This window comes from Cupriavidus sp. 94F1 (assembly GCF_057798875.1).
Genome location: NZ_JBYOJT010000001.1, coordinates 63,214 through 77,000 on the forward strand (window position 1 = coordinate 63,214; position 13,787 = coordinate 77,000).

11 protein-coding genes are annotated in these 13,787 nt (G+C 62.7%); 5 read left to right on the top strand and 6 right to left on the bottom strand.

All coding sequences use genetic code 11. From position 1 onward, the window contains the following. Positions 1-15: 15 nt before the first annotated feature. The 3 genes from AC3FJ6_RS00290 to ltrA all read right to left on the bottom strand — a co-directional run bounded on the left by AC3FJ6_RS00290 (position 16) and on the right by ltrA (position 4,532). On the bottom strand, positions 16-1,326 hold the full coding sequence (locus AC3FJ6_RS00290) for a homoserine dehydrogenase (protein ID WP_488770294.1): 1,311 nt from the start codon (positions 1,324-1,326) through the stop codon (positions 16-18). 50 nt (positions 1,327-1,376) lie between these two features. Then, positions 1,377-2,606: a pyridoxal phosphate-dependent aminotransferase gene (locus AC3FJ6_RS00295; protein ID WP_400393186.1), complete on the bottom strand. Its 1,230-nt coding sequence runs from the start codon at positions 2,604-2,606 to the stop codon at positions 1,377-1,379. A 201-nt stretch (positions 2,607-2,807) separates the two neighbouring features. After that, entirely contained in the window at positions 2,808-4,532 is a 1,725-nt protein-coding gene (gene ltrA, locus AC3FJ6_RS00300; protein WP_488770295.1) for a group II intron reverse transcriptase/maturase, read from the bottom strand. 1,358 nt (positions 4,533-5,890) lie between these two features. Between ltrA and AC3FJ6_RS00305 the strand changes: the two genes are divergently transcribed. The 5 genes from AC3FJ6_RS00305 to AC3FJ6_RS00325 all read left to right on the top strand — a co-directional run bounded on the left by AC3FJ6_RS00305 (position 5,891) and on the right by AC3FJ6_RS00325 (position 10,532). Next, complete coding sequence (locus tag AC3FJ6_RS00305) at positions 5,891-6,277, top strand: Mth938-like domain-containing protein (protein WP_488770296.1); 387 nt, start codon at positions 5,891-5,893, stop codon at positions 6,275-6,277. A 177-nt stretch (positions 6,278-6,454) separates the two neighbouring features. Then, positions 6,455-6,916: a peroxiredoxin gene (locus AC3FJ6_RS00310; protein WP_488770297.1), complete on the top strand. Its 462-nt coding sequence runs from the start codon at positions 6,455-6,457 to the stop codon at positions 6,914-6,916. Between the two features lie 395 nt (positions 6,917-7,311). After that, positions 7,312-9,009 (top strand): PhoH family protein, encoded by a 1,698-nt coding sequence (locus AC3FJ6_RS00315; RefSeq protein ID WP_488770298.1) that lies wholly within the window; start codon positions 7,312-7,314, stop codon positions 9,007-9,009. A 168-nt stretch (positions 9,010-9,177) separates the two neighbouring features. After that, the gene (locus AC3FJ6_RS00320; RefSeq protein ID WP_488770299.1) at positions 9,178-9,708 is read left to right on the top strand and encodes a hypothetical protein; all 531 of its coding nucleotides are present in this window, start codon (positions 9,178-9,180) and stop codon (positions 9,706-9,708) included. A 146-nt stretch (positions 9,709-9,854) separates the two neighbouring features. Then, positions 9,855-10,532 (top strand): C40 family peptidase, encoded by a 678-nt coding sequence (locus tag AC3FJ6_RS00325; protein WP_488770300.1) that lies wholly within the window; start codon positions 9,855-9,857, stop codon positions 10,530-10,532. A 56-nt stretch (positions 10,533-10,588) separates the two neighbouring features. Here the strand turns inward: AC3FJ6_RS00325 and AC3FJ6_RS00330 are convergent, their stop codons facing one another. From AC3FJ6_RS00330 to AC3FJ6_RS00340, 3 genes are all read right to left on the bottom strand, one after another. Further along, positions 10,589-11,599 carry an inorganic phosphate transporter gene (locus AC3FJ6_RS00330; protein WP_092594047.1) on the bottom strand — a complete coding sequence of 337 codons (1,011 nt, stop codon included), beginning with the start codon at positions 11,597-11,599 and terminating at the stop codon, positions 10,589-10,591. Positions 11,600-11,612: 13 nt separating this feature from the next. After that, entirely contained in the window at positions 11,613-12,239 is a 627-nt protein-coding gene (locus tag AC3FJ6_RS00335) for a DUF47 domain-containing protein (protein ID WP_029051063.1), read from the bottom strand. A 152-nt stretch (positions 12,240-12,391) separates the two neighbouring features. Next, the gene (locus tag AC3FJ6_RS00340; protein WP_029051062.1) at positions 12,392-13,783 is read right to left on the bottom strand and encodes a replicative DNA helicase; all 1,392 of its coding nucleotides are present in this window, start codon (positions 13,781-13,783) and stop codon (positions 12,392-12,394) included. Positions 13,784-13,787: the final 4 nt, after the last annotated feature.

Below are 13,787 nucleotides of genomic sequence, written 5' to 3' on the forward strand. Positions count from 1 at the left end.
TCCAGTTTCGGCGTCTTAGTTCAGTTCTTCCATGCGCAGGCGCGTGACCGGCGACAGCACGGTCTGCAGGCCTTCGATGCTGCGGATGGCGGCATTGACGTGCTTTTCGCGCGTCAGGTGCGTCAGGATGATGATGTCGGTCTGCGGCTCGCCCTCGCGCGATTCCTTTTGCAGCATCGCGTCGATGCTGATGCCGGCTTCGGCCAGGATGCGGGTGATTTCGGCCAGCACACCGGTCTGGTCGGCCACGCGCATGCGCAGGTAGTACGAGCTGGTGACTTCGTCGATCGGCAGCACCGGCACGCTCGACAGTTCGTCCGGCTGGAACGCCAGGTGCGGCACGCGATGGTTCGGATCGGCCGTGTGCAGGCGGGTCACGTCCACCAGGTCGGCAATCACGGCCGACGCAGTCGGCTCGGCGCCGGCGCCCTTGCCGTAGTACAGGGTGGCACCCACGGCGTCGCCCTGCACGAGCACGGCGTTCATCGCGCCTTCCACATTGGCGATCAGGCGCGAGGCCGGCACCAGCGTCGGATGCACGCGCAGTTCCACGCCGTCTTCGCGGCGGCGCGTGATACCCAGCAGCTTGATGCGGTAGCCCAGTTCCTCGGCGTACTTGATGTCGATGGCGGCCAGCCGGGTGATGCCCTCCACGTGGGCGCGGTCGAACTGCACCGGCATGCCGAAGGCGATGGCGCTCATCAGCGTCACCTTGTGCGCGGCGTCGATGCCTTCGATGTCGAAGGTCGGATCGGCCTCGGCATAGCCCAGCTGCTGCGCTTCCTTGAGCACGGTGTCGAAATCCAGGCCCTTGTCGCGCATCTCGGACAGGATGAAGTTCGTGGTGCCGTTGATGATGCCGGCAATCCACTGGATGCGGTTGGCCGTCAGGCCTTCGCGCAGCGCCTTGATGATGGGGATGCCACCGGCCACGGCCGCCTCGAACGCCACGATCACGCCCTTCTTGCGGGCGGCCTCGAAGATCTCGTTGCCATGCACGGCCAGCAGCGCCTTGTTGGCGGTGACCACGTGCTTGCCGTTTTCGATGGCCTTCAGCACCAGCTCGCGCGCGATGCCGTAGCCGCCGATCAGCTCGACAACGATGTCGATGTCGGGGCGCGTCACCACGTCGCGGGCGTCGCTGACCACGTCCACGGTACCCCCGGTCAGTTCCCGGGCGCGTTCGGTGTTGAGGTCGGCCACCACCGCAATCTCGATGCCGCGGCCAGCACGGCGGCGAATTTCCTCCTGATTGCGCTTGAGCACGTTGAACGTGCCGCTACCGACGGTACCGATGCCGAGAAGGCCGACTTTGATGGGATTCATGGACGTCTGACTCTGGGTTGCTTGATACGAAAAGGGGGCGCCCCGGCGGCTCAGGCCGTGCCGTGACGTTTGCGATAGTTCTCAAGGAAGCGCGCCACGCGGCTGACCGCCTCGCGCAGGTCTTCCTCGTGTGGCAGGAACACGATCCGGAAATGGTCCGGCGCGTCCCAGTTGAAGCCCGTGCCCTGCACCAGCAGCACCTTCGACTCCTGCAGCAGCTCGTAGATGAATTCCTGGTCGTCCTGGATCGGATACATCGACAGGTCGAGCTTCGGGAACAGGTACAGCGCCGCCTTGGGCTTGACGCAGGTAATGCCGGGGATCTGCGTGATCAGTTCGTGGGCCAGGTCGCGCTGCCGGCGCAGACGCCCGCCTTCGGCGACCAGGTCGTTGATGCTCTGATAGCCGCCCAGCGCGGTCTGGATTGCCCACTGGCCCGGCACATTGGCGCACAGGCGCATCGACGACAGCATGTTCAGGCCTTCGATATAGTCCTGCGCCGGGCGCTTGTCACCCGACACCACCATCCAGCCGGCACGGTAGCCGCACGAGCGGTAGTTCTTCGACAGGCCGTTGAAGGTCACGGTCAGCACGTCGGTGGACAGCGAGCCGATCGACGTGTGCGCGTTGCCGTCGTACAGGACCTTGTCGTAGATCTCGTCGGCGAAGATGATCAGCCCGTGCTCGCGCGCGATGGTGACGATCGATTGCAGCAGTTCGTCCGAATACAGCGCACCGGTCGGGTTGTTCGGGTTGATCACGACGATGGCCCGCGTGTTCGGCGTGATCTTGCGGCGGATGTCGTCCAGATCTGGCATCCACTCGTTGGCCTCGTCGCACACATAGTGGACGGGCGTGCCGCCCGACAGGCTCACCGCGGCCGTCCAGAGCGGATAGTCGGGCGCCGGCACCAGCACTTCGTCGCCGCTGTTGAGCAGCGCGTTCATCGACATCACGATCAGCTCGGACGCGCCGTTGCCCACGTAGATGTCGTCCAGCTCCACGCCCTGGATTTTCTTTTCCTGGGTGTAGTGCATGATCGCCTTGCGCGCGGCGAAAATGCCCTTGGAATCGGAATAACCTGCCGAATTCGGCAGGTTGCGCATCATGTCCTGCTGGATTTCCTCCGGCGCATCGAACCCGAACACGGCCAGGTTGCCGATGTTCAGCTTGATGATCTTGTGCCCCTCTTCCTCCATCTGCTTGGCCTTTTCCAGCACCGGGCCGCGGATGTCATAGCAAACGTTCTGGAGCTTGTTCGATTTCTGGATGGGTTTCACGGCGGTTTCGGCGATGTCAGGGCAAGCTGCCGGTCTCGGCGGCAGCGGTCTTGGGAATCTTCTGGATTGTCCTGGACGTCTGGCGGCGCGCGTCGCTGGGCAGCAGTCGGGCGTGGCAGACCGGGAGGGTAGGGTAGGAGAAGGTCATTACTGACCCCCTCCCCCCTAAGAACCGTACGTGCGAGTTTCCCCGCATACGGCTCAAGCCTCTACAAAGTATATGGACGAATCATACACCGGCTTCACAGCAACTTGGCCGTGGAAATGGACTTGAACATGACAATCGGGGTGCACCAGAACGCGGTTTCCTAGAGCATCCGAGCCCCCGGATACCCGAGGTTCGATGTGATGGTCATCCCATCCTGTCTCTTTGGTAATCTTGCTCTGGCATACCGCACACAAGCCCCGCTGGGACATGAACAGCTTTGCCCACTGCCTTCGGTACGACATGCTTTCTGCCATACGTTCCTGCCGCAGCGTTTCGCCATACATTTCCTGCGCTGGGTCGAAGGGATGGTAGTCCCCGCGAACCTTCTTGTGCCTCCGGATAGGCGTACTCGGCATCGAATACAGTTCCATCCAGTAGCGCTCACCCGCCCTATTCCACATCGTGGCACCGAACACCCAGTTCCGGTTCCCAACTGAGGCGAAGTATGTCCTTCGCACCCACTCGGTATCCTTCCTTCGGTGTCGCCGCTTTGCCCACCTCCATAGAGACCTAAAGATCAGATGCTCCATGCGGGCGAACATCGCTTTCGCAACCACTGGGCTGTGATACTGCGCCCAGCCCCTCAGCATCGGGTTCAACGTCTGGATTAGATCTGCCGTCCGTTTCCCCCTATGTGCTCCGATGACCTCCGTGACCTTGCGATAGAACGCTTGCGCGTTTTTCTTGCTCGGTTTGATGAGCAGCGTTCCCGAGTATTTCCGGAAATTCCACCCAAGAAAGTCAAAGCCGTCAGCGATGTTGACGATTCGTGTTTTCTCCGTGGAGAGCGTCAGTCCCCGTGTTGCTAGGAACTGTTCTACCCACGGCTTCACTTCGTGCTCCAAAACTTCCGGCGTGTTGCCGGTAATCACAAAGTCATCCGCGTACCGTACGACGTTCACTTTCAGCTTCTTCGTGTTGGCAACGCCCAGTCTTGCCCGCAAGGACTCGATCAGTTGTTGTTCCAACCCGTTCAGTGCCACATTTGCCAAGGTCGGGGAAATGATGCCCCCCTGTGGTGTTCCAGCATCGGTCGCCTGAAACTGGCCCTGAAATACCACGCCCGCTTTCAACCACTTCCGTAGGATTGCTTTATCCATTGGGACATTGCGCTCCAGCCAGTCGTGGCTGATATGGTCAAAGCACCCTTTGATGTCTGCTTCCAGCACCCATTGAGCCGAGGCTTTCTTGGATAGGGAAACAAACAGCTGGGACATGGCATCCGCAGTAGAGCGATTGATCCGAAACCCGTAAGAGTTCGGGTCGCTCGTTCCTTCGGACACCGGTTCCAGCGCCAGCAGATACAGCGCCTGCATGGCCCGGTCGTGCATGGTCGGAATGCCCAGAGGGCGTTCTTTCCCATTTGCCTTGGGGATGTACACCCGCCTTAACGGCAGCGGGCGATACCCCCGGCGCTTCAACCGCCCGATGGCTTCCCATCGGGCTTCAGGTGAGTCCCACTCTACGCGGTCGACTCCTGCCGTCCGCGCACCTTGGTTCATCGCCACTCGCCTCACCGCCGATGCTTTGGCGGAAAACGAGCGGGTCAGGGATCGTTGCAGGGCTTTCACCCTGCGCCAATCCCCTTCCTGTGTTGCCTTCGCAATTCGAATCTGCATTGCCCGAACATTCCGGTCGACGCGGCGCCAATTGATGTCGCCCCATCGCTGCGGGATGCCGGAGGGCGCAGATTCATCCTCGCGGATCAATGCTTCCATGCTGCTCTCCTATCTTGAGGACTTCCCCAAACAGCAGAGACAACATGCCCCCTTGGGGGCATGTCACCCCCCAAAGGGAAGAAAATTAAACAAGCGAGTTCAGTCAGCCGTCTTGCGACGAAAGACCAGTTGGAAGTCTGCCCGCTTTCGCGTGAGGTAATGTTTCAACCCCTATCCGGATCATTACAACCCGGCGTTCGCTTTCTCCAACCTCCCATACCCGCACAGCCAACAGCGTCCCTTGCGGTTCGCCTGCCAGAGCCATATGGCGCTCCGGCAGCCATACGGGCTTACCACGTTCCCTGCGCATTACACGACTGGGTTAGGGCCTGCCTCTTCGCCGGTGATCTATCTAGCGACGTACTCCGACTTTCGAGCGGAGCATCCGATCACGTACCGTTTGGTTAGTGCCTATCAGCAGCTTTGGCACCGCCTTATTTACGACGTTTATCAGCAGTTCACTTACATTGCCCATACCAGTCAGCCTGGCTCCTTGACCCCATTGCTGCTCGGAGTCTCTGCGAACCTATCTCACGACAGGGACGCACCCTTACAGGGGCTACGTTGTCAGGAGAGCTTCACACCCCACCGTTACCAGTGACGCATGTCTCCCTAGGCTACTGCTAGTCGCATAGCAGGTTCTCTATCGAGGCACCCTCGCGGGTGTATTCGACCGAACCATAACGCGCAGAGCTATCGCTCCGGGAACCTCACTTCATTGCTTCAGTGCCTCCGTGCTGGCAGGCGCTTGACGACAGACGGGCTCTTGCGAGCGCATGGTCTGCGTCCCAAAGAACGTAGCGCCGCCCCTATTGGGCCGGTTTAAATGCTATGTAGCGAACACGCAGCGAAACTGCTGCTGCATGTCCACCCGCACCCTCCGGGGAGCGTGCGTACTGCAAAGACACCTGCCCAAAGGCAAGCGTCCACGCCTTTGGGCAATGGCTGGAAATCCATCCAGCAGAAAGCAAGCTGTGTGTTAGCCGATACGCTGGCCTTCCCACAACACATGGACTCGCTCCAACCTTGCGGCTGGGCTTGTCAAAGCAAGAAATGGCTGAGATTGGACGGTTCAGGCCGAGGCCTTCCCCTTGTCTCAGCAAAGGTCGATGCTCTATTGAGCGTGCTCTTAACGATGAGCTACCGGACACGAAAAGTGCGTGTCGCACCAAAAGCTATAAGATATCGGATTATGACAGACTTCGGCATGGATTCTTGCATTGCAGCGAGCCTTTTGGCTCCCCGCGCGCACGATCCTGCCACCAACCCGCCGCCCGCCCCTTCCGTAGCCGATCCGGCCGCCCGTCCCACCCCAGGGAGCGGCCTCCGGACACCCCGGGCGGCATGAGGCCCCCTCCTTGAAACTCCACGCCGACCAACCCCAGAACCTGAATACCGTGACCGGCTACGGCCCCGGCTATGTCGAAATCAATGCGGTGCGACACGACCAGTCGGTGCTGGTCATGCCCGAGGGCGATGTCGCGCCCTGGCCGGTGGGCCGCTTCGAAGACCTGGAACCGACCCACTTCGAGGCGCTGCTGGAGAAGAAGCCGGAAGTCGTGCTGCTGGGCACCGGCAACCGGCTGCGCTTTCCGCATCCGCGCCTGACGGCAGCGCTGGCGCGCCTGCATATCGGCGTGGACGCCATGGACCTGCAGGCTGCATGCCGCACCTACAATATTCTGATGGCCGAGGGCCGCAAGGTCGCGGCGGTGCTGCTGGTGGAGCCCGCTGCACAGGGCTGACGTGTCGGTCTCGGCTGCCCAGGCGCCGCTTTTTTGCCGGGTTGCGGCTGCGCCACGCTTGAAGTCCGGCCAACTGCCCCAATCTGCACCCGCCATGGCGCAGGTCCGGGCGAACACCACCAATAATCGGCCGCTGCCGTCACCGATGATGCACTGCCATCCAGGAGAGCCACCAGCATGACCGTCAGTCTCAACAAGGCCGTTCCCGACTTCCAGGCCCCCGCTACGGGCGGGGATTTCCGTCTTGCCGACCAGCGCGGCAAGACCACGGTGCTGTACTTCTACCCGAAGGACAACACGCCGGGCTGCACCACCGAGGCCATGAATTTCCGGGACCAGCATGACGCCTTCGAGGCCGCCGGCGTAAGGGTCTTCGGCATTTCGCGCGACAGCCTGAAGTCGCACGAGAACTTCAAGGCCAAGCTGGAGCTGCCCTTCGAGCTGATCTCCGACGCGGACGAAGCCATCTGCAGCCTCTTCGATGTCATCAAGATGAAAAAGATGTATGGCAAGGAAGTGCGCGGCATCGAGCGCAGCACCTTCATCCTCGACGCCAAGGGCGTGCTGCGCCACGAAATGCGGGGCATCAAGGTGCCGAACCACGTGGACGAGGTGCTGGAAATCGTCAAGGGGATGTGAACCGGAACATCCTCGGCGAGGCAACCCGCGCGTTGCGCGGCCCGATGACAGTTGCGCAACCGCGACGAGAGTCTGACCGATTGCAAAAGCCAAAACCTTCGGGTAGATTTGGCCTCAATGCGTTCCGATCACAGTTGCCACGCTGCAGTAACGTCCCGGCCCGACAGGCACAGTCCCAGGGCTGGTAGCGGACCTGCCGCGTCGCGGGACCGCAGACAAGCCGCCACCCCTGTATTCCAGGACTGGCGGCTTTTTTGTTTCCTGGTTGGTTTCCTTCCGGGACGCCTTGCGTCCCGCCACTCCGGTTTTCCCGATTTCCGCCGTTTCCTGGTTGTACGCCCGGCTGTAAGCCAGCTTTTTCGCCCCCGTTTGCTCCCCTGAAAGGAAAGCCAAGCATGCCGCTGCCTACCATGCCCGCCAAGCCTGCCCAACTGCTGGACCCGAGCGAGTTCGCTCCGGTGACACTGCCCAAGGCCAAAGCCGCGCAGGGTAAGAAACCCGTGCCGGTCCTCGAGCGTGTGGCACTGCTCGAGACCGGCGACACCGAGGCGCCCGCCACCCGCGCACGCGCCGGCAGCACAACCCGGGCCAAGACCGCCGACGCCCCGGCGCCGGTCGCCACCCCGCCGGCATCGCCGTCCGTCAGCCTGGTCAAGCCGGCCGCCGGCCCCACGCGCCGCACGCGCAAGTCCGCAGGCCCCAGCAAGCTGTTCGTGCTCGACACCAACGTGCTGATGCACGACCCGAGCTCGCTGTTCCGCTTCGAGGAACACGACATCTATCTGCCGATGATGACGCTCGAGGAGCTGGACAACCACAAGAAGGGCATGAGCGAAGTCGCACGCAACGCGCGCATGGTCAGCCGCACGCTGGACCAGCTCGTGGGCGGCACCGACGGCGTGCTCGACGAAGGCCTGCCGCTGGCCACGCTCGGCAACCGCGACGCGGCCGGCAAGCTGTTCTTCCAGACCCGCCTGAACGACATCAAGCTGCCCGAGGGCCTGCCACAAGGCAAGGCCGACAACCAGATCCTGGCCGTGGTCAGCGCGCTGCAGCAGCAGTATCCGGAGCGCCAGGTGGTGCTGGTGTCGAAAGACATCAACATGCGCATCAAGGCCCGCGCGCTGGGCCTGCCGGCCGAGGACTACTTCAACGACCAGGTCCTGGAAGACAAGGACCTGCTGTACTCGGGCGTGATGCAGCTGCCCAACGACTTCTGGGCCAAGCACGGCAAGGGCGTGGAAAGCTGGCAGGACCCGAAGTCGGGCACGATGTTCTATCGCCTGACCGGCCCGCTGGTGCCGTCGTTCCTGGTCAACCAGTTCGTCTATCTGGAGCCGATGGACGGCAGCCTGCCGCTGTACGCCCAGGTCAAGGAGATCAACGGCAAGACCGCCCTGCTGCAGACGCTCAGGGACTACACCCACAACAAGAACAACGTGTGGAGCGTGGTGGCCCGCAACCGCGAGCAGAACTTTGCGCTGAACCTGCTCATGAGCCCCGACGTCGATTTCGTGACGCTGCTGGGCCAGGCCGGCACCGGCAAGACGCTGCTGGCGCTGGCAGCTGGCCTCGAACAGGTGCTGGACCAGAAGCTCTACAACGAGATCATCGTCACGCGTGCCACCGTGCCCGTGGGCGAGGACATCGGCTTCCTGCCGGGCACCGAGGAAGAGAAGATGCAGCCGTGGATGGGGGCCTTCGACGACAACCTCGAAGTGCTGCAGAAGAGCGACGACAGCGCCGGCGAATGGGGCCGCGCGGCGACGCAGGAACTGATCCGCTCGCGTATCAAGGTCAAGAGCATGAACTTCATGCGCGGCCGTACCTTCGTCAACAAGTTCGTGATCATCGATGAAGCGCAGAACCTGACGCCGAAGCAGATGAAGACCCTGGTTACCCGGGCGGGCCCCGGCACCAAGATCATCTGCCTGGGCAATATCGCGCAGATCGACACGCCGTACCTGACCGAAGGCTCGTCCGGCCTGACCTACGTGGTGGACCGCTTCAAGGGCTGGAGCCATAGCGGCCATGTGACGCTGGCCCGCGGCGAGCGTTCGCGCCTGGCCGACCACGCTGCGGACGTGCTGTAACGCGTCAGTCACTGCAAACCTGGCACTTCCACGGCCGGCCTGTTCCATGGCCGGCCGTGGCCGCATCGCGTAGTGTGGTGCAACCCACAGCGTCGGCGTTTGGCCGACAGCCAGCACCGCACGACCCGGCTATGATGACCGGGTGTTCATGTCGATACGGAGGCGTCGATGAACAGGCAACAGTCTTTCAGCAGATACCTGTCCACCAGTAGGACCCTGTTTTCCCATAACGCGCGCGCCGCCCGGCGCAAGCGCCTTGCCGTGGCTGCGCTGATTGGCGCCACGGTCATCGTGGCGGCCGCCCTGCAGCCGGCCAAGGCCGCGGACGCCAGCACGCCGGCAGGCAGTGCCCCGGCAGCGAGCGCCCCGGCAGGCAATGAAATGGTGATCCGCACCATGGGCCCGGTCAGCTATGTCTGCGGCGGCATTGCCGAGGACGAACGGGCCAGGCTGGCCGAACAGGAGAAGAACTTCAACATGGGCATCCTGTTCACCCGGGGGGCCAATGGCGAATACCTGGCCGATGTTGACGTAAAACTGACACGCGACGGCCAGAATGTGGCCGATTTCCGTGCGGGCGGCCCGCGCTGCCTCATACGTGCGCCGGAAGGCAGCTACAATATCGAGGCCAGTTACAAGGGTCAGCCAAAGTCCATCAAGATCAGTACCGGTACGCGCAACGCGCAGTTGCGCTGGTAGTGCTACTTGGTAGTTCCACCTGGAAATTTTCGCTGGCACCCACCCTGTACGGTGGGGCGGACGCCTGACCCGGCAACCGAACGACAAGAAGGATGCCGCAGCGCCCGCTTTTATTGCCGCCCTCACCGCGCCCGGCGCGTGTGTCGATGTCCCCGGCTCCGCCATCGCGGAGTTCGTCCCGGCTCGCCCTGACTGCACTGTGTGCCAGCGCCCTGTTGCTGGCCGCTTGCGCCGGCGGCCCCCCTGCCCGCCATACGTCTTCGCTGCCCCGGACCCCGGGCAAGCCCATGATCGACCCGAGCGCCGGCCTGGAAGAAATCTCGATCCAGGCGATGTCGCTGGTCGGCACGCCCTACCGCTACGGCGGCAACACGCCCGATTCCGGCTTCGACTGCAGCGGCCTGGTCCGCTACGTGGTGCAGCGCGCCGCCAGCGTCAACCTGCCGCGCACCACCGAGCAGATGGGCCAGCGCGGCGTATCGCTCGACCGTAGCGACGTGGCATCGGGCGACCTGGTCTTCTTCAATACCACCGGCCGCGCCAACTCGCATGTCGGCATCTATGTCGGACAGAACCGGTTCGTGCACGCGCCGGCCACCGGCGGCACGGTCCGGCTCGAAGACATGGGCAAGTCCTACTGGGCCTCGCGCTACAACGGCGCGCGGCGTGTCGTGGCGGCCAGCAATCTGCCAATGACGCCTGCGCCTGCGCCGGCCCCTGCACCGTCGATCACGCCCGCCCCGACCTCGCCCATGCCGGCGCCCGCCGCACCCTCAGCCCCACCGCCGGACGACGACCCGATCGCGGCATTCGCTAATCAATAGCAAAAAAGCCAGGCGCAATGCCTGGCTTTTTCATCTGCCGATACGTCCGGCAAGGCTTACAGGATCTGCTTGCCGATCCACCAGGCGATGGCCGACATGAACGCCGATGCTGGAATCGTCAGCACCCACGCCCATACGATATTGCCCGCCACGCCCCAGCGCACGGCCGACATCTTCTGCGCCGAGCCAACGCCGACGATGGCGCCGGTGATGGTATGCGTCGTCGACACCGGCACGCCCAGCGCCGAAGCGATGAACAGCGTAATCGCGCCGCCGGTTTCCGCGCAGAAGCCGCCCACGGGCTTCAGCTTGGTGATCTTCTGGCCCATGGTCCGCACGATCCGCCAGCCGCCGAACAGCGTGCCCATGCCAATGGCCACGTAGCAGCTCACGATGACCCACATCGGCGGCTCCGCACCGCCGACGGCCACGTGGCCACTGGCGATCAGCAGCATCCAGATAATGCCGATGGTCTTTTGCGCGTCGTTGCCGCCGTGTCCCAGGCTGTAGAGCGACGCCGAAACCAGCTGCAGCCGGCGGAACCAGCGGTCCACGCGCGACGGCGGCGTCCGGAAGAACGTCCAGCCCACGATCACCATCATCAGCGAGCCCAGGATAAAGCCCAGCAGCGGCGAGATCAGGATGAAGGCCACCGTCTTCAGCAGGCCGTTGCCCACCAGCACGCCCGTGCCGCCCTTGGCCACCGCGGCGCCCACCAGGCCGCCGATCAGCGCGTGCGACGACGACGACGGAATACCGTACAGCCAGGTAATCACGTTCCACGCAATAGCGCCGACCAGCGCGCCGAAAATCACGTAGTGATCGACGATATGCACGTCAATCGTGCCCGTACCCACCGTGGCCGCCACCTTCAGGTGGAAGATGAAGATCGCCACCACGTTGCACATGGCCGCCATGGCCACGGCATGGTGCGGCTTCAGCACGCCCGTGGAGACCACCGTGGCAATCGAATTGGCCGCGTCGTGAAAGCCGTTCATGAAGTCGAACAGCAATGCCAGCGCCACCAGCAACCCGATGACCCACAAGCTCATTTGTACTGTTTGCATGCCAGTGGGAGCCTCAGGCGTTTTCCAGGACGATGCCTTCGATGATGTTCGCCACGTCCTCGCACTTGTCGGTGATGGACTCCAGCTGCTCGTAGATCGCCTTCAGCTTGATCAGACGCTTGACGTCGGTCTCGTCGCGGAACAGCTTCGACATGGCCGAGCGCATGACGCGGTCGGCTTCCGATTCGAGCTGGTCGATCTGCTGGGCCGTCTTCAGGATCGTGCTGGCGTTGCCCATGTCTTCGAGCAGTCCCACGGCGATCTTGACGGCTTCGCAGCACTGCACGCAGATCGTGGCCAGCCGGCGGGCTTCGTCGGTCAGGTGCGTGACGTCGTACAGCGAGATCGTCTCGGCCACGTCCTCCATCAGGTCCAGGATGTCATCCATGGTCGTGATGAGCTTGTGGATCTCGTCACGGTCCAGCGGCGTGATGAAGGTCTTGTGCAGCAGGTCGATCGTGTCGTGCGTGATACGGTCTGCCTTCTTTTCGGTAGCCTGCACGCGTCGGGCATGGCCTTCGGCGTTGGGCAGGTCATTGACCAACGCTTCCAGCTCGTGCGCGGCGGTAACGGCGCAATCGGCGTGCTGGTTGAAGTATTCGAAGAACTTGCCCTCGGTGGGCATGAAACGGCCGAACATGAAATGTCCTTGTGGCGTACCTGACGGCACGCTCGGTTGTGTGTTGCAAATGGGAGGCAGAGCAATCGCACGACAGCCGCCTCGTGGGCGGCTGTCATCAAAGCGCAATATTTTACAGGGTTGCACCGTCCAGCGGTGTAACCCCCTGAGAATCAGGTGTCGTTGTCGAAGAACGCCGGGCCGCCGCTGAAGTTGTCGAACTTCGTGAATTGACCCAGGAACGTGAGCCTAACGGTGCCGATCGGCCCGTTACGCTGCTTGCCGATGATAATTTCGGAAGTCCCCTTGTCCTGCGAGTCAGGGTTGTAGACCTCGTCGCGATAGATGAACAGAATGACGTCGGCATCCTGTTCGATGGCGCCCGATTCGCGCAGGTCGGACATGACGGGGCGCTTGTTCGGACGTTGCTCCAGGCTTCGGTTCAGCTGCGACAGCGCGATAACCGGGCAGTTGAGCTCCTTGGCCAGCCCCTTCAACGACCGAGAAATTTCGGAAATTTCCGTGGCCCGGTTTTCCCCGCCACCCGATCCCGACATCAGCTGCAGGTAATCGATGATGATCAGGCCCAGCTGGCCGCACTGGCGCGCCAGCCGGCGCGAACGGGCCCGCAATTCCATTGGATTCAGCGCAGGCGTCTCGTCGATGAACAGCTGCGCATCGTTCATGCGCTGGATCGAGTGCGTCAGCCGCGGCCAGTCCTCGTCCAGCAGGCGGCCGGTACGCAGGCGGTGCTGGTCCAGGCGACCCACCGAGCCCAGCATACGCATGGCCAGCTGCACGCCTGCCATTTCCATCGAGAACACGGCCACGGGCAAGCCCTGCTCTACCGCCACATGCTCGCCAATATTCAGCGAAAACGCGGTTTTACCCATCGAGGGGCGACCGGCGACGATAATCAGGTCGCCCGGCTGCATACCGCTGGTCATGCGGTCCAGGTCGATGAAGCCGGTCGGCACGCCGGTCACGTCCGTGGTGCTGTCGCGGTGATAGAGCTCGTCGATCCGCTCCACCACCTGCGTCAGCAGCGGCTGGATCTCCTGAAAGCCCTTCTGGCCACGCGAGCCTTCTTCCGCAATCGCAAAAACCTTGGATTCGGCCTCGTCGAGCAGTTCGCGCACCTCGCGCCCCTTGGGCGCGAAAGCCGCGGAAGCGATGTCGTCGGCAACCGTCACAAGCTTGCGCAGGACCGAGCGTTCCCGAACGATCTCGGCGTAGCGACGGATATTGGCTGCGCTCGGCGTATTCTGCGCCAGCGAATTCAGATAGGCCAGCCCGCCCACTTCCTCGGCCTTGCCGGCCACCTGAAGCATTTCGAAGACCGTGATCACGTCCGCCGGCTTGGTGGCGGAGATCAGGCGGGCGATGCTCTGGAAGATCACCCGATGGTCAAACCGATAGAAATCGGCTTCGGACAGGAAGTCGGCGATGCGGTCCCAGGCGGCGTTATCCAGCAGCAACCCGCCAAGCACCGATTGTTCGGCCTCGATCGAGTGCGGAGGAACCTTGAGGTTGTCTAGTTGGGGATCTGCGGCGGGCGCGTTCATGGGA

Bases quoted from the DNA above. Each gene is read 5' to 3' on its own strand.
- AC3FJ6_RS00320 (WP_488770299.1), top strand. From the start codon at position 9,178: ATGAACAGGCAACAGTCTTTCAGCAGATACCTGTCCACCAGTAGGACC.
- AC3FJ6_RS00290 (WP_488770294.1), bottom strand. From the start codon at position 1,326: ATGAATCCCATCAAAGTCGGCCTTCTCGGCATCGGTACCGTCGGTAGC.
- AC3FJ6_RS00330 (WP_092594047.1), bottom strand. From the start codon at position 11,599: ATGCAAACAGTACAAATGAGCTTGTGGGTCATCGGGTTGCTGGTGGCG.
- AC3FJ6_RS00310 (WP_488770297.1), top strand. From the start codon at position 6,455: ATGACCGTCAGTCTCAACAAGGCCGTTCCCGACTTCCAGGCCCCCGCT.
- AC3FJ6_RS00315 (WP_488770298.1), top strand. From the start codon at position 7,312: ATGCCGCTGCCTACCATGCCCGCCAAGCCTGCCCAACTGCTGGACCCG.
- ltrA (WP_488770295.1), bottom strand. From the start codon at position 4,532: ATGGAAGCATTGATCCGCGAGGATGAATCTGCGCCCTCCGGCATCCCG.
- AC3FJ6_RS00325 (WP_488770300.1), top strand. From the start codon at position 9,855: ATGTCCCCGGCTCCGCCATCGCGGAGTTCGTCCCGGCTCGCCCTGACT.
- AC3FJ6_RS00340 (WP_029051062.1), bottom strand. From the start codon at position 13,783: ATGAACGCGCCCGCCGCAGATCCCCAACTAGACAACCTCAAGGTTCCT.
- AC3FJ6_RS00335 (WP_029051063.1), bottom strand. From the start codon at position 12,239: ATGTTCGGCCGTTTCATGCCCACCGAGGGCAAGTTCTTCGAATACTTC.